Source organism: Candidatus Velamenicoccus archaeovorus (genome assembly GCF_004102945.1).
Classification (GTDB): domain Bacteria; phylum Omnitrophota; class Gorgyraeia; order Velamenicoccales; family Velamenicoccaceae; genus Velamenicoccus; species Velamenicoccus archaeovorus.
This window is the reverse complement of the sequence record NZ_CP019384.1, coordinates 399151-422673: the sequence shown is the minus strand read 5'-3', so window position 1 is coordinate 422673 and position 23523 is coordinate 399151. Positions and strand designations below refer to the sequence as shown.

Sequence of the window (23523 nt, the reverse complement as noted above, 5' to 3'; positions counted from 1 at the left end):
TTTGCCCTCTCAGGGCAGAAGAATTATAACAGAAATCACCTTCAAAGAAAACGGCATTGGAGATTCGCCGCTAGGCATGCCCTTCACCCCTGGCCATCGCCAACGCATGAGGCACGAGTCCGGCAACGGCCTCAAAAGACTCGGCCGCACCTTTAGGGCTGCCGGGAAGATTGATGATGAGCGTGCGGCCCCTTAATCCGCACACCCCCCGCGACAAGACGGCCCGCGAGGTCTTTTCAGCGCCCCGCGCACGGATCCATTCGGCCAGACCCGGCGCCTCCCTATCGAGGACGGACCGTGTAGCCTCCGGCGTCACGTCCCGCGGACCCAGGCCTGTTCCCCCCGTTGTCAAAACGACGTCAACCTTGAATGCATCGGCGTAGCCTTTGAGCAAACCGGCGATCTTCGGCAAATCATCCGCCACGATCTCGCAAGAAATGACGTCCGCTCCGAGCGATTCCAGGAGTCTTTTCAAAAGAGGACCGCTGGCGTCCTTTTTCGAACCGGCTGCGCATGAATCACTGACCGTGGCCACCGCCACCCTGCAACCCGCCCACGACGCATCCCGGACAGCCCGATGTCCCGTACGCCTCATCATTCCACCTTGATCCCTTCCACCATGGAACTGACCTGTTTCTGGAGATAACGCTTGTTGCGCTCCGGCAGAAGATTGGAGAGTTTCTCCTTGAATTCATTTTTGAGCCACAGGATGCGCGGACTCTCGATATAAGAAGAAATCTTGAACGGAAAAGAGACAGACGGCTGGTCATGCTTGATGTAAACCAGCATCTTCCTGAACTGTTTCGATTCATTGAGAAGACGCGTGGAAATGACAACAGAAAGATAGCCATCCATCGTGTCGTAACTGGTGACATCACCCTCCAGAAGGGCTGAAACATCATCCGACGTCAGGGAGACCTTCGAGGAGTAATCTCCGCGGCCGCCGCTAAAAAAAACGGACAAATCCTTAAAGGCGATCTTTTTCAAGGAAGGCACACCCAGAAAATCCGCAACGGCATTCATAAGGGAATTCTGTTCGATCACGCCGTTTGTCACAAAAAACTGCCCCTTGAGCATATCTTTGAGCTCCGTGTCGAATTTCAGGTCGCCGTCCAGGCGGCCAAGGATAAGCGATGTCTGTTCCGGTGTCTGCTCGACAAAAGTCTGAAGGTCCATGCCGCGGACATGCCCTTCCGCATTGGCGCCAAAGGCTCCGGCCGTTGTCGAATAAAAGAAAACCCGGCCTTCCAGCGTCCCGCCGTAACAGGCGGCCTTCAAAGGTTCCAGCGCGAATCCCTCTTTCTGTTTCCTGCCGGTGGCCGAGACGTCCTTCAATATGAAGGTGCGATGGAAGACATCTTTGGTGTTGTTGTCTTTTCCGGATGTGACGTCGAAAGAAAGACGGACATCGTCCGAAGAAAAAGACAGGTCTCGGTCGATCCCCGCCTCCAATCCCTTAACGACAAAGGCGATATGATGGACAAGATCCTGGGACACATAGCGCCAGGAACCGCCCGCCTCCCCCCGCAGGCGGAGGTCCTGCGTCCAATCCGCATCGAGCTTAACGACGAGATCGCTGGAATCCTTACCCTGCGGCACAGAGCTCAAATCCAGAAAAATGTGGGGCCGGGTCCTGCTGGTGTCGACCAAAAAATCTGCCTGAAAAGGGACCTGATTAAGAAAAAAATCTATCCGGGAAGAAGAAATCCTGCCCTTCTCATAAACGACCGTGCCGTTCACCTTGCGCAGGGACAAACCGTCCAAAACCTCCTGTTCGGCATTGTCGATCTTCAGCGTCGCGCGGATGTCCGGCCGTTTCAAGGGCCCGCCAAGATGAAGCGTAAATTCCGCCGTACCGCGCGTCTGCATATCCTTGCTGTTGATGACCGGCAGATCGTCAAGGATAAGACGGCGCGCATTGAGCGCCATGTCTATGGCGGCCTCGTCTGTTCCGACGCCGCTGATCTTGCCTGAACCCGCACAATGCAGGAGTGCATTATTGATCTCGAAACGCTGGATCTCCCCCGTCCCGTCCTTGACCTGTATATCCAGAAGATAATCCAGGGGTTCGGCGATGCCTCCGTTGAGGGCTGCCGGATCCACCTTTTGCAAAAAAGCAACGGACAAAAGGGTCAGCTCTCCCTTGGAGATATAAAGGCCTCCCGGAAGGCGGGAGAGATATCCTTGGATGGCAACAGCTCCGCTCTCTCCAAGACTGAGGCGATCGCATCCGAAATATGTCGTGTCAAAAAAACCGACATTCCTGTCCAGGCGGCCGGTGATACGGCCTAGGTCGTCCGCATGCGCAAAGAGCCTTCGGGGATCGATGCGACTCTCCCCGAAAACAAGATTTTTGATCTCGACCTTGCCGCGCAGGACGGAGGAAACATCGAAGCCGATGCCCAGGCGCTTGATGCGCCACAGAAAACCCTCGCTGTCCTCGCAGTAGAAATTATTAATGACAGCGCCCGAGAAAAGATTGAAAATGGCGCGTCCATGACCAAGGGTCAATCCTTCGGAGCGGAAAAACGGTTTCAAGGCCGAAAGCTGTGCATTGAGGATCGCTGTCAGCACAGCGCTTGCCGATGCCCAGAAAAGAAAAACTCCGGCGACAATAATAAGCAGGCGCCGCCACGTTTTATGGCGAGAGTTCGAGGAAGTTTTTATCATCGCGGAAAACCTTGATCTTGTCGACGTAGTCATAGACAAGATAGGAGTGATCGAAAATGGACTTGTAGGAACGCGGGATCTTCCTGTCGTAAAAGATCAGAAAAAGCGGCTGAGAGAAAAGCTCTTTGCGGATCTCTTTGATCAAGGCCGCCTGTTCTTCGCTCAAACGCTCATCTTTTTTGATCCCGGTGATGATCTTGTAAATGATAAGCTTGGCGAAGACGACCCCCTTGTCCTTCGGATAGCGGCTCACGTAGTCCGAAAGGGTCTTGATGGCATTAAGCGTATCCGCGTTATCGAAATAATACTCCCCGAGGGCAAATGCAGCCGCTGGCGCATAAGGAGAATTCGGGTCGTCTTTGACGATAGCCTTCAGGTGCATGAAAGCAAAATAGGACTGGTCATTCCGGAAGGCCTGGATAGCCGCCCGGTACCTATCGCCTGTCTCCGATACCGTCGCGCATCCCGCCACAAACAGGGCCACGCCGCACAACAATCCCAAAGCTCTTCTTCTCATCATGCCACCTTTTGATTCCTGCCTTTGGCCTTATCCTTGGTTCTGGCTGTAGACTGAAGCCAAGGCAGGTTGCCTGCTAAGGCTTTCTCTTGTCAGAAAATCACCCTAATTCTGCCTCGATCTTGGAAATACGGCCGTCGCGCACTTGGGCCGCAAACGGAGCTCTCACAACACAGCCCCCGGTCTCAAGGACGACTTTTTCGCCCTCATAAAGCCTAATCCGGGCCACACGCACACCGTTTTTGCCGAACGTATCCCTCTTTTTCGGGTTAAGGTATGTGACGATCGTACGGCCAAGGAAGAGGAATGTATACGCCGACACAGGCGTCTGGATATCGCGCCGCCGTCCGTCGATATCACAACAAGTATCCTGCCGCACCTTGGCGGTAAACAAATCCCTGGACAGCATGGGTTCCATCCGCAAAGAAAGCTCTCCGGCGTTATCCACAAAAAAAGGCCTCTGGCCTATGGACACGAGAAGCCACATGTGGATGAATTCGGCTGTTGAGCCACTGAGGCGCGCGACGAATCCCTGGCCGTGCACGGACGGATCGACATGGGCGCTGGATGCCATGAAAGACGAATTCTCCAAGATGCTGCGGCCGTAACGCTGCGGCCTCTGAAAACAAACCAGCACTTCCGATGCGCTCTTATAAAATTCTTCTATCAAACCATTCTTCAAAAGCTCCAGGAGATATTTATATTCCATGTGAAGCCAGATAGACTCGTTCTCAAGCCACCCCGGCGTAAAGGCCCTGGCGCGGCCGATCTCATAGCTCTCTTTCTGAAGAGACGCATTCACCTTGTACATCCTGAGCTTTTTGTCCCAGAGGGGGCTTTTTTTGACGGCCCTGTGGATCTCTGCAGATTTGAAGTGTTCCGTACGCAAGGCATGCACATAACCTTCCAGAAACATGGGCAGACGCCTCTGGCGAAAATCGCGCACAACCACACGATGCCTTCCGGCGGCATCCGTATGGGTCTCATGATGAAGGGCCGTGTAGGAAAAATACGTCCTCACCTGGCCTGTGGCCTTATCGCACCCTTTGGCAATGCCGGCATTGATCTTCCTCAAAGCCAGATCAAAAAAGGCCTTCAATTCGGCCACGGTGACGATCTTGGGGGCATCGCCGGCGACCCCGCGCCTCACCCGGGCGCGATAGCTTTCCTGGGCCGCATGGGACTCGTCCCAATATTCCTCATCGGAGAGCGTGCTCTCCAGGAAATCCCTGATCTGCCCCATGAAACCGCCGACTTCCGCAACGAGCTGAACCGTTTGTCCGTCGGGAATATGCAGCTCCTCAAAGATCCTCTTGAGAAAAAGGATCAGGCGTTTGATCTCGAATGTTTCGGAAAGCGACGACCCGAGGAGAGCTGGAAGACCATTGAGGGCATCATACCAATTCGGCTTGTCCGCCTCCATCTCGACACCGGCGCCATAAGGGTCCAGGGTCGCCAACTTGTTCGTGATGAGGCAAACGAGCTTATCGATCAGCGTGGTTTTCAGGACTTCACCGTCGCCGTTTTGCGTGCGGACCTTGTTTTTGTGGTCGTGACGCTTCTGGATAAGCTGGTTCTTCTCTTCGTCGACATAGACGGCATGGAACTGCCGCACCTCTCCATGCTGGACGCAGTAACGCTCCGAACGGGGTTTGACGCAAGCCGGAGAATCGAAATACGTAAAAGTCCTGTCTTCAAAAAGGAGATGGTTCATCCGCTCCGGGTAGAGCGCGTAAAAACTCTCCAAAAGGTCCGTGTTGTACGTCCAGTGATCCGACCAATACCCTTCGCCGAAAAGGGCCTCCTCGCAGGAAGACGACAAAGAAAGGATGCGGCGGATAAGCTCATCCCGGGAGCAGGTTGAGCGGATCCGGTTCTCGCTCAAATACTGAAAGACTTCTCCGACGGTGAAGGGCTTGCTGAGGATGTGCGCCAGCTTTTTGGCGTCTTTTTCATGGAAGCAATCCGCCAGCCCGCCGGCCACAAAATCGTCGGGATGGATAACATGCCTCCTGCCCTTGTAAATCAGGGGATTGTAGCCGTCGAGCTGAATGAGATTCAAAAAATCGCGGACATTCTGGTCGCCGACCGCTGGATTGAAAAACACGTCGCTGCGCCTGTTCTGGTTGACGTCCCGGTAGTTGCCTTCCCCTTCGCTGAAGTATGTGGCCGTCACCACGAACCTGTTGTAATCGCGTTCAAGATCACCATGTTTGCGCGAAAAAACATAAACCGTTTTTTTCTTGCCATCCAACCCGAGCGTCACCGGAAGGCCGCCCCTCAGGACATTATCGAGATATGTCTGGCGCGCATACTGGTCCAGCACGGGCTTGCCGCTGGCGGTAAAGATCCTGTCGGTGATGTCCTCGACGAGAATGCGGTTCTCCCGGCGCTTGGCGCGGATGAAAGAAGCATCGATCTTTTCCAGGCCGTACTTTTTGACGTCGCCGACGTCGAAAACGTGCCCAAGCAAGGACATATGCGAAGAGAACTGCGCTTTCTTCAGATGCCAGCGCAGAAAAGAAAAAGCGCAGGCCATCTTATTGGTTGCCGCCTGGCGGGCCGGATAGGCAAACGCGGCAGACTCTTCAAATCTCGAGGGACGAATAAGATCCGTCTCTTGACCGAAGATCGCCTGCGGGTCGGCGATGACCTTGTTGGAACGGCAGGTCTTGCCTTCCTCAAACCCCATATAGAAATGCGCGCCCCTCACAAAAGCCACCTGGGCGGTGTCCCGAGGGTCTGTCGATAGTTTATACAGCGGGATGCCGCTGCCGATATTCTCGACCGTCATCCATGCCTCGATGGTACGGCTCATCTCTTTCAAAAAGAAATTATTGACGCCGTAAGGCACGAGGGCGGCCAGACCGTCTAAGACGACAAGGCCTTGGGGCTGCGGCGATATATTTGTCACCGTCAGGCAACGCACCAGGGCCGCATAAGGTTCACCGGGGAGACAAAAATAAAGGACCTCCGTCTTGAGACCAAGGACGGTATTGACCTCCGTCAGCTCCAGTTCATACGGTCTGATAGTGAGCCTGTTAGAAATGCCTTCGGCCGCCCCTGCGGCATGAACGGGGGAAAACGGCTCATAAAAAATCTGTTTTTTACCTCGGCGCACCTTGATGAACGTCCGGAACCCCTGCGTCGGCGTCAACTGATATGCCTTGTTCGCGGGAAGATATTCCATCATGGCCTCGTCCTTGGTGCGGATGCCGGCGGAGGCGATACACTGGCCGCGATTGACGTAAAAGACCCACAAAGGGATGCCGTAAAGGCCGGCGATCCCCGGAAAAAAACTCGACCATGCCCTGGCGCGATTATAGTCTTCAATGACAAAATCGCCCGTCTTCTGAAAACGATAAGCTACAGACACTGTCTCGAACTCCTTTCATGAACGGATGATTTATGGAATTCTTCTGCAAATTCCATAAGTCATAGGCCGGCAGGCCGGCCGCGAATGAAACCCCCGCACCCATTATCACTTTATCGCTATTACAAAATCTTCCCCCGCTAACACCCTTGATAATTAGTGTGGGGGTCAAATTCCGGCAGGTAACTTAGCGGCGCTTCGCTCGCTAACCCAGAAAGGGTAGGCCTTCCTTATACCATATAAAGGAAGTGCCTAAACTATGCCGTCATTTGACTACTCGACTATTTCCAAAAACACCTTCACGACCCGGGCGTCAAACTGGGTATTCAGGCCCTCTTTGAGGATTTTGATCGCCTCGTCCTTGGAAATGGCCTTATGGTAGGGACGGTCGGAAGTCAGCGCTTCATAGACATCGACGACGGCGATGATGCGCGCGCCAAGGGGGATCTCTTCTCCCTTGAGCCCCCTGGGATACCCCTTACCGTCAAAATGCTCGTGGTGGCACAGGATATAGGGAACGATGTCTTTGAGGAAACCGGCGACGGAAATGATGTCGGCGCCGATCACCGGATGCTTCTTGACGATTTCGTATTCTTCGGGCGTCAACTTCCCCGGTTTCAGCAATATGGCGTCCGAAATACCCAACTTGCCGATATCATGCAGCATGGCGGCGCGGCGGACATTGTCCACCTCCTGCTCGTTCATGCCCATCCGCTGGGCGATCTTCTCGGCGTATTCGACCATGCGGTCGCAATGCTCTTTTGTCCGGCGATCCCGCAACTCGATACTCTTGGCCAAAGAATAAATCGCCTCCAGGATGCTGCGTTCGCTGCGGACGGCGTAAAACGAAAGACGCTGCTTGACGGAATCGATGAAGCGTTTGCGGTCCTCCTCCGGCATTTTGTCCAGGTTGTGCTCGGCCACACCGATCTCGTGGCCGTAGAGGGCCACGCCGTCGCCGCCGCGCTCCTTGACACGATAAATGCACTCTTCGCCGGCGTCGATCAATTCTTCAACGGAAAACAAAGGGTCTTCCGGATAGCTGACGATACCCATGCTGCACTTGAGCTTGATGACGTTCGTAACATCCCCAAAGCTGCGCGTCCGAAACAGCTCAAGGATCTTGTTCGTCACCGCCAGACCATCGATACGATTGGTATCCGGCAGAATAATGGCAAACTCTTCGCCGCCCCAGCGCGAGACCACGTCGTTAGTGCGCAATTCCGCCTTCAGGAACCTGGCGACCTGTTTCAAGACGCGGTCGCCGTATTGATGGCCATAGGTATCATTGATGGACTTAAAATAATCCAGGTCCATCATGACGATCGTCAAAGGCTGCAATGTCCTCTTGGCGCGCTCGAACTCCGAGGCGAGACGTTCACGGAAATAGCGGAAATTATAGATCTCCGTCAGGGGGTCCTTCAAGGCCAGGCTCTCAAGCTTGTCTTTAATCTCATTGAGCCTGCTCTCCGTCTCGACGCGGTCGGAAATATCCACATCCATGCAGTAGATCTCGATGACCTTGTCGTTGTGCAAGATCGGGAACATCGACGAGTAGACCGTGATCTCCTTGTTGTTTTTGGTCCGGGCCTTCCATTCCCGCGGCGGCGTCGGCCGTCCCGTCTGCCTCATCGTCTCAAAAAGCTGCTGGAATTCCATCCGGTCCGATTCCCTGAGAATAAAATCCTCGCCCCGTTTGCCCAGGATCTCGTGCTTAAGATAACCATACAGGAGCTCGGAGGCGTGGTTCCATTCCAGGATCTTGCCGTCGAGAGAAAAACCCTGGATCGCAATATTCGGGGTATTCTGGATCACCGCCTCAAAACGCAGGTAGGCCGAGCTCATCTCTTCTTCCATCCACTTGCGTTCGCTGACATCCATGGTGATATATTCGTAATACCGGAGCTCGCCCCTTTCGTTCCTGACCGCCTTCGCCGACACAACGGCCCAGACACCGCTGCCGTTTTTCTTTTTGAGCTGGAGCTCTTTGATCAATGTTCCGCGATGATTCAAAAGCTCGCAGAATTCCCCGTAACTCTCCTTCGACATATGGATGTCGACCGGCTTGAAGACAAACAACTCCTTCTCGCTCAGATCGAGCATCTTCAAAAACCCGTCATTGGCCTCCAAGAACGCCCCTTGGTCTCCGGGCGTCTGGCGGCAGAACCCGACATCCAGATTCGTGATGGCCGCGGCCAAATCTTCTTTTTCCCGGTACAGGGCGCGGCGCATGCGCAAAAGATACAGAAAGAAAAATATGAGGGCAAAACTGAAGATAAACTGGAGGATGGCAACGAAGGGGACGATCTCGGCGTGGATGTTCCACACAAAAGACCAAACGAGCTGACGGTCCGGCCGGTAATACGGCAAAAAGAAAAAGCTCAAAAAGATGACGGCCACGAACAAAACCGCCAAGACCCTCTTGAACACATAGATGGCGTTTCTCTTATTGATCCTTAATGGCATCGTTACCCCGCTAGAGACAGATCAAGACATGGTCTCTAACTCTCTCTTTGTGAGACCAACAGCTCTATGTCAAATCACATCCCGTTATTGAAAAACAAAAAGTGCCTCTAACGGGGTTATAGAAGATATTCTTTTTTGATCCTCTGCAGACTGCGAAAAATATTGGACTTGACCCCCGGCGCCGTTTTCTGCACATCCGCGATGATCTTCTTGACAACCGCGCGCTGCGTCCGGCCGGCCTGGGGACACAGACAGCCGCAGACCGGAAACTCCATCAGACGCGCAAATCGGCTGATCTCGCGTTCTTCGACATAGGCGAGCGGCCGGATGATGTGGAGCTCCCCCTTAAACATCTCTTGCTTGGGCGCCATAGCGCTGATCTCGCCTTCAAACAAAAGATTCATCAGGATCGTCTCGACGATATCATCCTTGTGGTGACCCAGAGCGATCTTGTTGCAACCGTTCTTTTTAGCTTCTTCAAAGAGCACGCGGCGCCGATTCCAAGAACACCAGAAACATGTCAAGGGTTCCCGCCCTCCCTCGCCCGCAACTGCCTGGCGGCGCACCTCAAGAGGATATCCCTCTGTCTCCAGATATCTCCGGAAAGCCTCCTGTTTAGTCCCGGTAAACCCCAGATCCACATGCAATGCCAACACATCATAATGGATCGGGACAAATACCCTCCTGTCCCAAAGGATCTTCAAAAGCGTCAGGCTGTCCTTGCCGCCGGAAACACCCACCAAAATCTTGTCGCCGTCCTCAATCATGCCGTAATCGGCGATCGCCCGGCCGACTTTTTTGGAGATGGCCTTCTGGCGTTCCTTTGCCCGATTAGCATCTGTTTTCTTGAGAGCGGCCACGACGTGAAGCTTCACGGTTTTTCACCATGGCATCTTTATTTTTCTGGCTTCCGTGAAGTTAAACCCCACACCGAGAGCCGTCCATCCATGGCTGGACATCCGCGGCTTTCTGGTGCGCGGGTAAAAACCTACAACAGGTTGTTGGCTTTCAATTCTTTTTCCAGGAGCTCTACGGCTTCCTTGAGATGCCAGAAGAGCTTGACGTTGAGCGAGATCCCCTTGGCCGTCGGCACTTTCTCCTGTCCGCCCTGATTGAGCGCCCAAATACGCAGGTCGATCAGGTCATTGCCCTGGTACTGCGTGATGCCGACACGGATCTCCTGAAACTTGTTTTTCTCAAATGTCTTGACGACCTTCTCCATCTATGCCGCCTTTCTGCAAACGCCGCGACGCCGGGGCCAAGAAGCCTTCACCCTTCCTACTTGACTGTCCACTCTCCGTTAAAACACTGGATCGGTGTCTTTGCCGGGGCTTCTGTCTGGATCTTCCGGGTGAAAAACCTAACCGTTTCATTCACGGAAACCTTGTCCTTTTTTGCGACATACGCATAGATCGCAGAACGGTCCCTGTTTTCCTGCTCCACCAAGGCGACCAGATTATTTTTTTTGGAAGCCCCCCGCTTGACGATCTCAACATGCCCATGCATGTTTTCGCCGATCACGCCCTTCTTTTCCCAGGACAGGAGTTCATTGCGGCGGGCACTGCGGCGTTCAATCGCATCACGGACCTCTTCGGGATAATCCCCGCTCTCGCCTTTTGCATCTTTTGCTTCTGCTTCTTGATTTTTCACTTCTGTCTCTTTGGCGTCTTCTCCCTCAGCCCAAGCCTCTCTGACACCCGAGAAAAAACCAAGACAGACCGCCCCTCCTGACCGAGGTTCCGAAGAAACCGCATCTCCAAGCCGGATAGACTGTTTTGCGCCAACGCCCATGTGCGCGAAACCAAACAAAATGAATAAAATTAAGCCGCTTTGGAACACCCTTCTCTGGGAAATTGGCATCGTGTCCTCCCTGCGCCAGAATAATCTACTGGAATGACGGCCTGCTTCTCCTGCAGAACCGTATCCATCCTTATGTCCTAACCCGAGTTGCGTCAGCGAAACCTCCCTCGCCTAAAGACCAGGGCTTGCTCCTTTCGCAGAAAGCGAAACACCTGCGCCATTCCGATAAGCGCAGGGTGTCGCAGAAGGCGAAACACCTGCGCCATTTTCCCACAAGGGAACACTGGCGCAATTCCTATAAAGCGCCAGGTACCGATAAGCGCGGGGTGCAGAAGAACTTCACAACTGCATTCATTCCACGGGCTTCCGCCCTGACCATCAGCCAGGCCGCATCGCAAAAGGCCTGGGGATTTCTACTTAGGATTAAATCTTCCTTAATATCATAATAGTAATTTTTTAAATTTTCAATCACAATATTTTGACTTTCTTCGGCTCCGAATCTTGGTCCAAAACGGCTGGGTCAAGCGCCACGGCGGCCGGATGAGGCTTGCGCCAAACATCCGCAATCCACCTTTCTGTCACAGCAATGGCTTGGCTCGCCTCAAGAATGAGCCGGTGCATGCGAAAAAAAAGAACACGTGCAATCTTCAAGGATAACAACGCAAGGAAGGCAAGGGAAGGAAAAACAACACAACCGAGAAAAGAAATCCTCTCACTCGAAAAGAGACGACCGCTTATCCATTTTCCCGGAATGCAGAAGGATCTGCAAGATAAAGGATTTCGATATCGGCCGTAATGTCGTCATCTGAAGACAGCGTGCCTTGTTCGTCCGAAGCTTCGTCCATCAGCCAAGCCGCATCGCGAACCAGCGCCTCTTCCCGTGCCGCCGGAGAAAACACCCTCAGATGCGTGGCCACGGCGAACATAATGACCAGGACGGGAAGCGCGATGAGTGCCGGGCGCCATACGGACGCAACCCAAACGAACCGCCGGCCGGTGCGGGGGAAGCGTTCACATTCACGCTCGAAGATCTTCTTCTGCAGCTCGACATCGAACTTCTTCCAGAAATCTTCGGACATCTGCGTTTCTCGATGCAAGCCGGCAGCCTGGAGGCCCCGGCGGATCTCCGCCAAACGGCCGCGGCAGGCCGGACAGCTTTCCAGATGCGCGCGCACCTGCACGGCCTGGCACTCCGGAATATCCCCTTCGGCAAAATCAAGCAGTTTTCGTTTCACAAAAAAACACATACCCATAAAACCCTCTCTGGTTACGAACGCCCGTCCATATACGGCCCCATGATCCTGCCGATATGGCGGACAGCCCGGAAAATATGCACCTTGGCTGTCGGGACCCCGCACCCCAGGATGTGCGCCACTTCTTCGGTCTTCAACCCCTGGAAATAACGCAGCGAGAAAGCCTCTCTCTGCCGGTCCGAAAGCTCGCACAACGCCCCGTTCAGCACACTCTCGCATTCATGCTCTTGCGCCGCCTTATCGGGCCTCCACGTCGCATCAGGAACGCTCTTGGCAGCCCCGTTTTCGTCCTCTTCATCGAGCGAATAGGAAAAAAGCTTACGGGACCTCCCCCGTCGGCGCAGCATGTCCCGCGTCAGGTTGATCAATATCCTGTAGAACCACGTCTTGAATCCCGATTCTCCCCGAAACCGTCCCAACCCTTCATAAGCACGCAGAAACCCTTCCTGGAGGATATCCGCGGCATCCTCGACATTCCCAATAAGACTGTAAACAAATCCATAAGCCTGCCGCTGATGCATCCTCACCAGCTCGTCGAACGCGGCCTTCTCGCCTTCCTGAAAACGGCGCACGCACTCCAGGCTTCTTTGGGCATCAGCGGACGTCGTCATATTCAGCGGCTTTCCGTTGCGGCTCTCTCGGCCCCGGCGCTCCGTGTCCCCGGCGACCCGAAGTCAGCCGCTCCTTGAGACGCGGATGTTTCTCAAGAAACTCACGGAAGGCCTCGGGGTCTTTCTGCCGCAGTTCCTGCAGATGCCCCAGCTTCTCCTTAAAAGCTACAACCTTCTCATATTTCTGGGGGTCGGTCTCTTTAAGCCTGCTCAAACGTTTATCGACAGCTTGACGCCGACGTTCCATGATCCGGCTGAATTTCTCGGGATCTTCAGTCTTGAGGCGCCGCAGCCGCTCAATCTTCATCTGCCGGATCCTGGCGACGACCTGTTCGTATTTCTGGGGGTCTTTTTCTTTAAGGTCCCGAAGTTTTCCACGCAGCGCCTGGGCGCGGTCCCGCACCAGCTGGTGGAATTTCTCAGGATCTTCCCGTCTTAAACGATCGGCCTTTTCGCGCAGGTCTCCGGCGCGGCCGGAGCGGCCAGGCGCCGATGACAACTCCTCTTCATCGCCCGCGGCCAGACCCGCCTGAGAAAAACAAAAACATCCCCCCGCCAAAACCAGGACACCCAACCCGATCAACAATAATTGTTTGGCGAAATTTTTCATAGCATCCTCCCTTTTGTTTCGCTTCCTTCACGTTAGACGAACAACGAAACAAAAGGTTTACGCCGTTAGAGATGACAGGACCCCATCCATCAACTGGGAAATCCAATCTGTTAATCTGTTAAAAAAACAGAACTTTTCTCTGTGAACCCACATATAAAGTCCCGTTAGAAACCTCATTTCTAACGGGACATATCTCTAACAGGGTGACCCCCCTATCATTCTTCATAAAGGACCACCTCTTCGTCCTTTTGCGGCATATAAGGATTCAGGTTGTATTCGCAAAGCCGGTCATAAAGGCTCTTGGTCTGTTCTTCATCCCCGTGCACAAGAAAGACTTTTTTGAAAGGAGAGCACTCCTGGGCATAATGCAGGAGGTCGTTGGAGTCCGCGTGGCCGGAGAGCGCGTTGATCACGACCACCTCGGCGTTCAATTCATACTCCAGGCCGTAAATCCTGACCATGCGCTCGCGGTCCACGATCCGTTTTCCCAGCGTGTTCTTGGCCATATACCCAACAACAAGGACCGTATTGCGGGATTCCGTTATATTGTTCTTCAGATGATGCAGGACGCGGCCGGCTTCGCACATGCCGGAACCGGCCAGGATGATCATCGGACGCTTGTCATTGTTGAGGGACTTGGACTCCTCCTGCCCCTGCACATAATGAAGATGCACGAAATCAAAGGGGCTGTGTTCCTTGCGGATCATGTTTTTGGCTTTGGGATCCATATAGTGGACGTTGTTGCGGAAAACCTCCGTGATCCTGGTCGCCAGGGGCGAATCCACATAGATAGGGATCTCGGGGATCGCCCGTTCCTTCAGGAGCTCGCTGATGTAATAGAGGACTTCCTGGGTGCGCTCAAGGGCGAAGGCCGGGATGATGATCTTGCCTTTGCGCGCCACGGTCTTGGTGATCGTCTCGCGCAGCTTCTCTTTGGCTTCCGAGATGGGGGCGTGCATCCTGCCGCCGTAGGTCGATTCCAACACAAGATAATCCAGGTCGCGCAAGACGGTAGGGTCATTGAGCATCGGCAGGTTTTTTCTGCCCAGGTCAACGGCATACCCGAGGCGGACCGCCTTGCGGCCCATGCGCACCTCGATCAGAATGACGCTGGCGCCGAGGATGTGGCCGGCGTCATAAAAGGTCAACGTCACATCATGGGTCACCTGAAACCTCTGGCCGTAATGCAAAGGCCGGAATTTTCCCAACGCCCGGAGGGCTTCGCGTTCGGTATAGAGGGGGCCGCGGAACGGCGGGGCGTTCCGCGGGCCGCGGCCTCCTGACCCACGGCCTATTTTTCTCAAATACCTGAAATCTTCTTCCTGGACCCTGGCGCTGTCCGCCAGCATCTGCTTGCAAAGATCTCGCGTGGCCGACGTCGTGTAGATCTTCGAACGCAATCCGTGTTTCAATAACGTCGGGATATTGCCGCAATGGTCGATGTGCGCATGGGACAGCGCGACGGCACTCACCTTCGAGAGATGGCAGGAAAACGTCGTATTGACCTTGTAGAACTCATCGCGGTGGCCGTAGAATAATCCGGCATCGATCAAAACCTGCGATTTCGGCGTCGTCAACAAATGGCTGGATCCTGTTACTGTCCTGACGCCGCCGAGAAATTTCAGCCTTACCTGCGGCCAAACACACTTGTTTTTTTTCATCTCTCAAACACCCTTGACTTTCTTTTTCTCATACAATTCCCATTGCCTGGAGTGTCCCTCTTCCAGAAGCATCTGGAGCATCAGCTCAATGTCTTTCCATGGAAGCCCGACGATGAATTGCCCCCGGATGTACCCCTTGCGGTCGATCAGAAACAGGCTTTCCCCGCCAAGATAATCATAGGCCACCCGCATCGTCCCCTCCGAATCCATAACAACGGGAAATCTGATGTCGAGCTCCCGGATCTTGTTTAAAACCATGGCCTCGGACACATTCAGCCCCCATCCCGAATCATGGACGCCGATCACCTCCAGCCCCCGGTCTTTATAGCGGTCGCGCAGGGCATTGATCTTTTGCATCACCTCTGCCGAAACCAAGTCTTGGCTGTCCCAGAAGATCAAAAGAATGACGTTTCCCCTCAGGGATTTAAGGCTGATATGGGGATATTGATCGACATTGAACCAGGTGGATCCCTTGATTTCCGGTGCCCGGCGCAGCGGTTCAGGGGACAAATCGCACATGCCGCGGGAAGAGAAGAACGACAGGGACAAGAGTGAAAAAAGAGTTATCCGCCAGAAGGCCGTCCTGACCGGTGTATGCATGTTCCTCAAGGGCATATGGAAACGGATCAAAGGGCAAACTTGGATTTCAGGCCGCCGGTAGAACTGATCTCAACGATTTCAAAAACCTTCACCTTCAGGATAACGAATTTTTCCGGCAGCGTAAGGTCCACAGGCGAGGCCTTTCCTCCTGTCCTGACATTAAACAAAATGCGCTCGACCGTGAAATTCGTCTTGATCTGCTGGAACTCCTCGGAAAGCCTGTCGAATTCTTCCCCGGAGGCGATCACAATGACGGCGCCGTTCAACTGGTAACCCGTCAACGTCCTCTCGTCGACGAAAGAGAGGGAAACGCGTGGATTGGTCTTGAGATTCGCGTAGGTCGATCCCATGACGTAATCGACAAGATAGACCAGATTATTGTCGACTTTCGCGATCAGCTTGGGCGCCACATTAGGCATGCGCTCCTCATTGCAGGTGGCCACATTGACGAATTTCCCCCTGGAAAGGAACGGCAGATAATCATGCAGCAGGTTTTCCTTCTCTTGCGGCGTGATCGGCTCGTAAACTTTTTTACGGCGTTCCATGCGTCTCCTTCAATAAGGCTGAACTTCCCGGAAAGAATATTTTTTTAGACGGACAGACCGAAGCCAAAATGCATACCGGACACTTCGGCGCCCTCGCCATACATGTCTGGCGGCCATGCAGGATCAGGCGCAGGCTGAAATCCCCCCACTCGCGCCGCGGCACCCGGCGCATCAGGTCCTCTTCAATCCTGACAGGATCATCGTGTTCCGTGAGCCCCAGCCGCCGGCTCGTTCGCATCACATGCGTATCTACGGCGATCCCCTCGTTTTTGCCGAACGCGCTGTAGAGGACGACGTTGGCGGTCTTGCGCGCCACGCCTGGGAGCGTCAAGAGCTCCGGCATCGTCCGCGGCACCTCCCCATGAAAGTCGGCAACGATCTTCTTGGCCGCAGAGATGATATTCTTGGCCTTATGACGGTAAAACCCCGCCGAGCGGACCTCCTGCTCCAATGTCGCCGGTTCGGCCTCTGCGTAATCCTGCGCCGTCCTGTATTTCTCAAAAAGGCCTTCTGTCACAAGATTCACGCGCGCATCCGTGCACTGCGCAGACAGGATGGTCGCCACCAAAAGCTCCAAAGGATTACGGGAATGCAGGGCTATGCGGGCAGAGGGATATTTTTTCTTCAGACGCTTGATGACCTCATCCGCCCTTGCCCCGTGCATACCCGCCATCCCCCGCCTCCTCGTCCCCGCGAATCCCGGCCGCTATGCGGCGATGGGAAGCCAAAACCTCCGAAGCATTCGGTGCCGCGTTTCGTTTTATATCACACGAAGAAAAAGCACTGACTGTCTGCAAAGCAGGCGCGTCGGCGGAGTTTCACGGCTTTTCATCCGCCGGCAAGGATCCCGAAGAAAGCCCGCGATGGGCATTGAGCGTTACCTGCAAGACCTGCATCAACTGTTCAAACGTATAGTTTTTGGCGAAGAACCCGGAAACACCGAGAGATCGGGCCGCAACGATCTTGCCTTCGTCCCCGTAGGCCGATGTCAGAAGAATGACCGGCAGGTCCTGATCGGTCTGACGGATAGCCCTCAAAGTCTCCAGGCCGGTCTGGCCCGGCATATTGATATCCATAAAAACGATATCTGGCCGGCGTGCAGCTATGGCCTCCAGGGCCTGACGGCCGTCCAGCGCCATAGCCACATCATACCCCTTGGAATGCAGCCAGAAAGAAATGGGCTCGATAAAATCTTTCTCGTCATCGACGAGCAAAATATACTTAGGGGGTTGTTGGGCCATGGCTGTCCGCATCCGTGAATATGACGGCCCTGGCGGCGGCGGCGGCATTATGCCGCGTCGACATCAAACGGCCGCAAAACCAGGCCTTGTTTTCCTTGTCCTCCTGAAAATTCATATCGATCAGAGCATCCGCCCCGGCCAGCCGCGCCCGCTTCCTTAATTCCTCATCGATCTCCTGGCGGCCGGTCTTCGGCTGGGCAACGACCTTTACGACACCGATCTCCGTGTAAGGACGATCGATTTGCTGACCGGCCTCGTAGATGGGGATTTCGGCATCGGCGGCCTTTGGCGCAAAAACCTGGCCCGTCATGTCATAATATTCCGAACGCATGAGCATGCACTTGGCACAGCCGCTTGCCATAGAGAACACCAAACAGAGCGCGGAAAACAGAAAAACAAAAAAACCAACCCTCCTGGGTCTCAATAATGAAATGATCTCACTTATCGCTTGCCTCTTTTTCTTCATGCCTCACCCCATCTGTTCTCTGTGCTCTATCGACTCATTTATTATATCCGCAGGACAGAAAAAATTCTAAACCTTTTTGGACATACCCGCTCGCGGCAAAAAAACTAGCACAACTGCGCACACATCTCATCTAAAACCAGCATTCCCTGAAGTGTGGTGCGCACCACGCCTGCGTATTCTTCCAAGAGCCCCTCCTCGATGAACTGCCGGACGAGGGCCTTCTGGCGCTCCTCCAGCATCACGCCGAATTTCTGTTCCAGGCCTTCAAGCCAGACGCCTTCGCACATCCTCAAACCGATAAGGAAAGTCTCACACAAACGCTGTTGAGGCGTCAAGCGTTCCTCTCCCGCGCGCGCAAGGCCCTTCGTTTTCATAAGGGAAACGTATTCTGAGACTGCTGCGGCATTCCAGAAACGGTGGCCCAGGATATGAGAGTGGGCAGACGCCCCCAGCCCGATATAATCCCCGCCGCGCCAATAGTGCATGTTATGCTCGCAGAGATATCCCGCTCTGGCAAAATTGCTCACTTCGTACTGGGCATATCCGCACGCCTTCAAAAATAACACGACCATGCGGTAATCGTCAGCCTGCCGATCAGGCTCAAGCGGCTGGATCTGGCGATGCGACAGATCAGTCCCTTCCTCGATAGACAAGGCATAGAGGGAAATATGTTCGCTGCCCAGGGCCTCGATCGCTTCAAGGTCGGCCTTGACTTGATCCTGTGTCTCATGGGGAAGCGCGTAGATAAAATCAAGGTTGATGTTCTTAAAACCCGCGTCGCGCAACAGCTGATAGCTTTCAAGCGCCTCTGCCGCCGTATGCGGACGCCCCAGCCATCGCAGGGTATCGTCATGTAGGGACTGAACGCCGAGACTCACACGGTTGACCCCCGAATGCAAGAGAAGTTTTGCCTTGGCGCGGTCGAAGGTCGCCGGATTCGCCTCGACGGTGAACTCAGAACCCTCATCCCTCGAAAAATAGTCCCGGACGATCCCCAGTACCCTCTCAAGCTGCATCGCGGATAAATACGTCGGAGTCCCGCCGCCGATGTAGACGGTCGAGCATGGAGGCCTGTCATAGCTTGCCGCCTCCTGCTCCAGCATATCCAGGTAGGCGTCGATCATATCTTCCTGGCCCGGATACGAAGCAAAAGAGCAATAAAAACATTTGGACTTACAGAAAGGGATATGGATATAAAGGGAAAGGTCCATATGCTCTAGAGCAACTCCTGATAATACTGGCCGATGGTCTTTAAGGCGTCCGCAAGGGCGACGACGAGATAATACGTCGCCACGATAACGACGACGCTCCAGACGATCTTGCTCTTCATGGTGAAGCGCGGATTGAACCACAAGAGCGGCAAGGCCAGAGGCCCGACGCAGAGGAAGGCGATCACCAGGGCCGATGTCTTAAAGTACCACGGCGTCTTAGGCGCTGCAGATACCAGCCTGCTGCTGGATTCCAGCATACTGCCGCAGTGCTTGCACTTGATCGCCTCATCCTGGATCTCTTCGGCACAAAAAGGGCATTTTTTCACAGCCGCCTCCATCCTCTCTTTTACGTCTTTCGCTTATTATATCCTAAATCGGGCAATAAAAAAACCAAAGCGTTAAAAGCTTTGGTTTCAGAAAATACATCGAGGTGGTGGAGGCAGAAACAGGCTGCTCCGCTTATCGCTTCGCAACGCCTGTTTCTGCGCCACCAATTTTTTCCGTTAAGGAAAAAATTGGTGGAGCTGCCGGGAATCGAACCCGGGTCCTCAGATAGAGAAGCGAAAGCCGCTACATGCTTAGCCTGCCATTTATTCTCGCCCTGCGGTCTCCGGCAGACAGGATCTCACAGGACCAGCCGGCTTAAATTTCGCCCTTATCCCGCCGGCAGGGTAAGGACTATTCTGCCTGCTTTAAGGCCTTGCGGCCCTAAAGCCCGTCATCACCGAAACACGCAGAATTGCCCCGGTCATGGCTTAGTCCAGCGAGTGGACTAAGGCTTATCTTACGCCTACTAACGGCGCATTGAATATCGGGTTAACGATATTAAGCGCTGCTAGCACTGTTGGATCAGTTTCAGCGTTTGTATTGTGTAAGGTGTTTAAAGAGGCCTCCTTACAACCTCTGCATGCTGCTCATCACCCGACATACCTGAATCGAGCCCAATCAGCCCCAGGTAAATTTTTGCTCTACAAAAATTTACAGAGCAATTGAGCAATCGAAATTAGAAAATAGACAAACAAAGGCTCAATTGCGGTCTATTCTCGATTTTCTATTGTTCAAGCTCTTACTCTATATCAAAGAACAACTATTTCCTTCTGGCCGCCCGCCGCATGTCGCGTTCCATCTCGCGGCGCTTGATATCTTCCCTGCGGTCGTAAAGTTTTTTGCCGCGGACCAGAGACATCGCCACTTTGACGAGGCCCCTGGTGTTGAAATAGAGCTTCAAAGGAGCCAGGGTAAAACCGCGCTGCGATACCTGGCCCGTCAATCTACGGATCTGGTTTTTATGCAACAGGAGCCTGCGCGGCCGGGTCGCCTCTTCCTTGAAATAACTGGCCTTTTCATACGGAGTGATGTGGCAGTTGTAAAGATAGACCTCACCCGTCTCTATCCGGCCGAAGGCATCATCGATGTTGGCCTTGGCTTCACGCAACGACTTAACTTCGCTGCCCTTAAGCTCGATACCGCACTCAAAGGTCTCCAAGACCTCAAAGTCCCGGTAGAGCTTCCTGTTCGTTGCGATAACCCTTTCTTCCATATTATTTTACCATCCAAGATGAAGAATTTCCAGGGCAGGATCGCCTAATTGAAAAAACCTGAAAAAACACCGTAAAGCCCCAAGAACAGCGGGATTGTAAAAATGCTTGCCACATGGCCGTAAAAAATAGCCTGGTTGATCAAACCCTCCTCCAGTTTTTGATTCTTGGCGATGACGGACAAGAGCGCTGCCGGAGGCATGCAGGCCTGCAGCATCAACAGCAAACCGACGAGGGGTTTTGGTTTGACCAGCAGCACAAAAACAAGAAACACCAGGGGCACAAAAAGGAGCTTAACGATCAAGCTCAGGACCAGGGGCCGGACGTGTTTCAAGGAACGGATGCGGATCAAGGCCAGATTGCCGCCCACGACGATGATCGACAAAGGGATCGCGCAGCGCCCCATCATCTCGACGGGTTTGGAGACGAAAGGCGGGATGAAGCGCGTCCACCCAAAAAAGACGGCGGCCAGCGCCAACAGCGTCGCGATCACGGGCGCATTGAACATGTCCTTGTAATCAAAACTGCAGGCCCTGCCTTTGCAGGACAAGACAAAGACGCCGAACGAAAAGATCGTCATGTTAAAACCCAAAAGGAAAAGAAATATGTAAATGAACATGTCCGATACGGCGCCGGGCGCAAGCAGGCTGGCAACCAACGGCAAAGGAAGATATCCCGAGTTCTGGAACATCGCGATACCCAAAAAAGGCCCTTCCTGCTGAATGAGAGAACGGTCCAGACCCACCAAGAGCAGACCCAAAAGGTAGCCGACAGCCGTCATCAGAACGCTCAAAAGCGGGAAGACCCACCAGTCCGAAAACTGCCTGAAGCTAAAACGCGCGGCGATCTCACTGAACATCAAAAGCGGCAAAAACAGGCCGATCACCAGTTCGCTCAAGGTGTTCAGGCCTTCTTCGCTGACGATCTTTCCGCGGATCAGAAAAAAACCGACAGCGCCGAGGATCACCAATTCCAGGATCGCCTGGCACGTCGTGAAAAATGAATGGAAAATCATGACGTTATTATGGAGCTCCCTCCCCCTTTCAGCGGACGAGCTGCGGTTCTTTGAAAACCCGCCGCCGCTTCGCGTCGGCGAGGTCCACCTTCACCGTATATGGCGACATCTCGCCGTAGCGCTGATGGCTCGCATTTCCTGACCTCGCCGACTCCTGCCAGTCGCAATCACGAGTTTATACCTGCGGTTTTTTGCGCGAAGGCGGATAACACAGGCGGGGTCAGGGGCGATCTACAATCTCAATCTGCCATGGGTGGCTCACGATGATCTCCGGAGACCCCCGATATGATTTGATGAGGCCGAAGACACTGACCTTCTTGCCGGCATAATCCTGCGCCGGATGAATGCCCTCCTTCTCAAAAAAGCCGAAGTCTTTGGCAAAAATAATGACGCGGAGACCTTCCATCTCAAGAAAGACCATCTTGTCGGTCCTTCGTGTGTCTGCGACCTTCCCTGTCACAAACTTCCTCTGGCCGAGAAAATCGCAAGCCTGCGCACTCGGGACATGAAACTCATGCGCCCACATGCCCGCCTTGTTGCGGCGGGCCTCCTTCTGCGCCGCCAGAAAAACATCCACATAGCGGACATTCGGCGGCAAAGTATAGAGAAAAGCCAGGCCGCGGCGCAAGAGTTCCGTCTCTACCATGACCTCTTTGTTGTTCTCGCGAACAAAAACATACGCCAGGGTCCGGCCATATTTATCCTTCTTCTGGACGTCATACTCCAGACGGACCTTTTGGCCCATGACGAGCGCTTCGTTCGCCTTCTTGGCCTCTTCTCCGTATAGATCTCCCGTCGGAATCCAGCCGGCGGATGTGCGCCGCCGCGTCTCAGGAGTATCAATGCCGATATAGCGGATGGTGATGCCCGAATCCGCGTCGACCGTATCGCCGTCGACGACCCGCACGACGCGGACCTCGTTGGAGCTGCGCGACAAACATCCGAAAACAAGAGAGAACGCCGCCGCGACAAAAAGCGACGCAATGGCATAATGCGTCCTCGAGGCAAAGATGTGCTTTTTCATAGGAGACTATCCGTTTTATACCTTAGTTTTTGCTCGCCCGAGCATCAGCTTGCCTTAATAATTCATAAGCCCTGACAGCATCTTACGCATTTCATCAAGGTTCTCTTTCGGAGCTTTATGTTTTTCTTCTCCTATCAATTTCTTCCTCTTGCACAACTCTAAGATCGGAATACACTCAAATGCTGATCCACGAGAAATTCTAAAGAAATTCTTCCTATCTGGCTTGCCATACCTGCCATTTCCTTCTGCGATGTTGGTCGAAATCGATAACGCCGCTCGATTCAGCTGGTCCGTAAGATAATAACTGCCTTTTGAGAAGCCTTCCGTTAAACCGCTAATTTCATCAGCAAAAGCGATTGCCTTTTGATAAACTTCGAGACTCTCAAATAAAAATGCCATCGGTTACCTTTTGAACAATAGAGCAATAGAACATTAGACCGCAATTGGGCATAGACTCTCTTGTTCTATTTTCTATTGCTCAATTGCTCTGCCCAAGAGGGCATCACATCAACTGCTGGACGATCTTGACGAAGACATTTTGTGCCATGCCCAGCCGCGGGAAAATGCCGCGCCTGGCCTTGACCTTCAAACGGATGGATTCCGGCGTGATCTGGAAGATTTGCACCCTCACCTTGGCGCGGTCGATCGTGGCTTCGACAGTGCCGGCGGAGGAATCGCGGTTGCCGACAGTGCCGAGGATGCTGCAGACGGACTGGGCGGCCCGCCAGGCGTCGTCGAACTTGACATCATATTCTCCCTGAATGGTATCGCGCGTCACGGTGTAGCCTCCGACGGCGCCGACGCCGCCGACAATCAACCAAACGCATCCGTTTAAAAAAACCGTCAACACGCCCAAGATTAAAAACGACAATAAAGTTTTTTTCTTCATTTGACCTTTCATGACGGCATAACTTGTCCGTCG

Annotated in this window: 24 protein-coding genes and 1 other RNA gene; all 25 read right to left on the bottom strand. The window is 53.7% G+C overall.

Annotated elements, in window-relative coordinates:
- Positions 1 to 70: 70 nt before the first annotated feature.
- On the bottom strand, positions 71 to 598 hold the full coding sequence (locus BU251_RS01475; RefSeq protein WP_228767826.1) for a MogA/MoaB family molybdenum cofactor biosynthesis protein: 528 nt from the start codon (positions 596 to 598) through the stop codon (positions 71 to 73).
- Positions 595 to 2670 (bottom strand): AsmA family protein, encoded by a 2076-nt coding sequence (locus BU251_RS01470; protein WP_128699134.1) that lies wholly within the window; start codon positions 2668 to 2670, stop codon positions 595 to 597. Before BU251_RS01470 ends, BU251_RS01475 begins: the two co-directional genes overlap by 4 nt.
- The gene (locus BU251_RS01465) at positions 2639 to 3190 is read right to left on the bottom strand and encodes a tol-pal system YbgF family protein (RefSeq protein WP_128699133.1); all 552 of its coding nucleotides are present in this window, start codon (positions 3188 to 3190) and stop codon (positions 2639 to 2641) included. The genes BU251_RS01470 and BU251_RS01465 overlap by 32 nt, the downstream gene beginning before the upstream one ends.
- Before the next feature lie 97 nt (positions 3191 to 3287).
- Positions 3288 to 6563, bottom strand: coding sequence for a hypothetical protein (locus tag BU251_RS01460; protein WP_128699132.1), 3276 nt, complete (start codon positions 6561 to 6563; stop codon positions 3288 to 3290).
- Between the two features lie 270 nt (positions 6564 to 6833).
- Positions 6834 to 9026, bottom strand: coding sequence for a sensor domain-containing diguanylate cyclase/phosphohydrolase (locus BU251_RS01455; RefSeq protein WP_128699131.1), 2193 nt, complete (start codon positions 9024 to 9026; stop codon positions 6834 to 6836).
- A 116-nt stretch (positions 9027 to 9142) separates the two neighbouring features.
- Positions 9143 to 9901 (bottom strand): PP-loop family protein, encoded by a 759-nt coding sequence (locus BU251_RS01450; protein ID WP_128699130.1) that lies wholly within the window; start codon positions 9899 to 9901, stop codon positions 9143 to 9145.
- Positions 9902 to 10014: 113 nt separating this feature from the next.
- Positions 10015 to 10248, bottom strand: coding sequence for a transcriptional coactivator p15/PC4 family protein (locus tag BU251_RS01445; protein WP_128699129.1), 234 nt, complete (start codon positions 10246 to 10248; stop codon positions 10015 to 10017).
- 56 nt (positions 10249 to 10304) lie between these two features.
- Entirely contained in the window at positions 10305 to 10676 is a 372-nt protein-coding gene (locus BU251_RS09375) for a DUF1318 domain-containing protein (protein ID WP_164908807.1), read from the bottom strand.
- An 884-nt stretch (positions 10677 to 11560) separates the two neighbouring features.
- Positions 11561 to 12079 carry an anti-sigma factor family protein gene (locus BU251_RS01435; RefSeq protein ID WP_128699127.1) on the bottom strand — a complete coding sequence of 173 codons (519 nt, stop codon included), beginning with the start codon at positions 12077 to 12079 and terminating at the stop codon, positions 11561 to 11563.
- A 14-nt stretch (positions 12080 to 12093) separates the two neighbouring features.
- Complete coding sequence (locus tag BU251_RS01430) at positions 12094 to 12690, bottom strand: RNA polymerase sigma factor (RefSeq protein ID WP_128699126.1); 597 nt, start codon at positions 12688 to 12690, stop codon at positions 12094 to 12096.
- On the bottom strand, positions 12674 to 13300 hold the full coding sequence (locus tag BU251_RS01425) for a hypothetical protein (RefSeq protein ID WP_128699125.1): 627 nt from the start codon (positions 13298 to 13300) through the stop codon (positions 12674 to 12676). The genes BU251_RS01430 and BU251_RS01425 overlap by 17 nt, the downstream gene beginning before the upstream one ends.
- Positions 13301 to 13515: 215 nt before the next feature.
- Positions 13516 to 14961, bottom strand: a complete 1446-nt coding sequence (locus BU251_RS01420) for an MBL fold metallo-hydrolase RNA specificity domain-containing protein (RefSeq protein ID WP_128699124.1) — start codon at positions 14959 to 14961, stop codon at positions 13516 to 13518.
- Positions 14962 to 14964: 3 nt separating this feature from the next.
- On the bottom strand, positions 14965 to 15561 hold the full coding sequence (locus BU251_RS01415) for a redoxin domain-containing protein (RefSeq protein ID WP_164908806.1): 597 nt from the start codon (positions 15559 to 15561) through the stop codon (positions 14965 to 14967).
- Positions 15562 to 15587: 26 nt separating this feature from the next.
- The gene (locus BU251_RS01410; RefSeq protein WP_128699122.1) at positions 15588 to 16106 is read right to left on the bottom strand and encodes a pyridoxamine 5'-phosphate oxidase family protein; all 519 of its coding nucleotides are present in this window, start codon (positions 16104 to 16106) and stop codon (positions 15588 to 15590) included.
- Positions 16093 to 16770: an endonuclease III gene (nth, locus tag BU251_RS01405; protein ID WP_128700935.1), complete on the bottom strand. Its 678-nt coding sequence runs from the start codon at positions 16768 to 16770 to the stop codon at positions 16093 to 16095. Before nth ends, BU251_RS01410 begins: the two co-directional genes overlap by 14 nt.
- Positions 16771 to 16924: 154 nt before the next feature.
- Positions 16925 to 17347, bottom strand: coding sequence for a response regulator (locus BU251_RS01400; protein WP_164908804.1), 423 nt, complete (start codon positions 17345 to 17347; stop codon positions 16925 to 16927).
- Positions 17328 to 17813 (bottom strand): hypothetical protein, encoded by a 486-nt coding sequence (locus BU251_RS01395; RefSeq protein ID WP_128699120.1) that lies wholly within the window; start codon positions 17811 to 17813, stop codon positions 17328 to 17330. Before BU251_RS01395 ends, BU251_RS01400 begins: the two co-directional genes overlap by 20 nt.
- Before the next feature lie 104 nt (positions 17814 to 17917).
- The gene (hemW, locus tag BU251_RS01390; protein WP_128699119.1) at positions 17918 to 19024 is read right to left on the bottom strand and encodes a radical SAM family heme chaperone HemW; all 1107 of its coding nucleotides are present in this window, start codon (positions 19022 to 19024) and stop codon (positions 17918 to 17920) included.
- A gap of 5 nt (positions 19025 to 19029) precedes the next feature.
- Complete coding sequence (locus BU251_RS09500) at positions 19030 to 19350, bottom strand: zinc ribbon domain-containing protein (RefSeq protein WP_228767825.1); 321 nt, start codon at positions 19348 to 19350, stop codon at positions 19030 to 19032.
- A 190-nt stretch (positions 19351 to 19540) separates the two neighbouring features.
- Positions 19541 to 19977: a transfer-messenger RNA gene (ssrA, locus tag BU251_RS01380) on the bottom strand.
- Between the two features lie 134 nt (positions 19978 to 20111).
- The gene (gene smpB / locus BU251_RS01375) at positions 20112 to 20564 is read right to left on the bottom strand and encodes an SsrA-binding protein SmpB (RefSeq protein WP_128699118.1); all 453 of its coding nucleotides are present in this window, start codon (positions 20562 to 20564) and stop codon (positions 20112 to 20114) included.
- Positions 20565 to 20608: 44 nt separating this feature from the next.
- Positions 20609 to 21577, bottom strand: coding sequence for an AEC family transporter (locus BU251_RS01370; RefSeq protein WP_128699117.1), 969 nt, complete (start codon positions 21575 to 21577; stop codon positions 20609 to 20611).
- Between the two features lie 220 nt (positions 21578 to 21797).
- Positions 21798 to 22601: a thermonuclease family protein gene (locus BU251_RS01365; protein ID WP_128699116.1), complete on the bottom strand. Its 804-nt coding sequence runs from the start codon at positions 22599 to 22601 to the stop codon at positions 21798 to 21800.
- Positions 22602 to 22655: 54 nt separating this feature from the next.
- Positions 22656 to 23000 (bottom strand): four helix bundle protein, encoded by a 345-nt coding sequence (locus tag BU251_RS01360; protein WP_128699115.1) that lies wholly within the window; start codon positions 22998 to 23000, stop codon positions 22656 to 22658.
- Positions 23001 to 23103: 103 nt separating this feature from the next.
- Positions 23104 to 23490, bottom strand: coding sequence for a DUF3568 family protein (locus BU251_RS01355; protein ID WP_164908803.1), 387 nt, complete (start codon positions 23488 to 23490; stop codon positions 23104 to 23106).
- Positions 23491 to 23523: the final 33 nt, after the last annotated feature.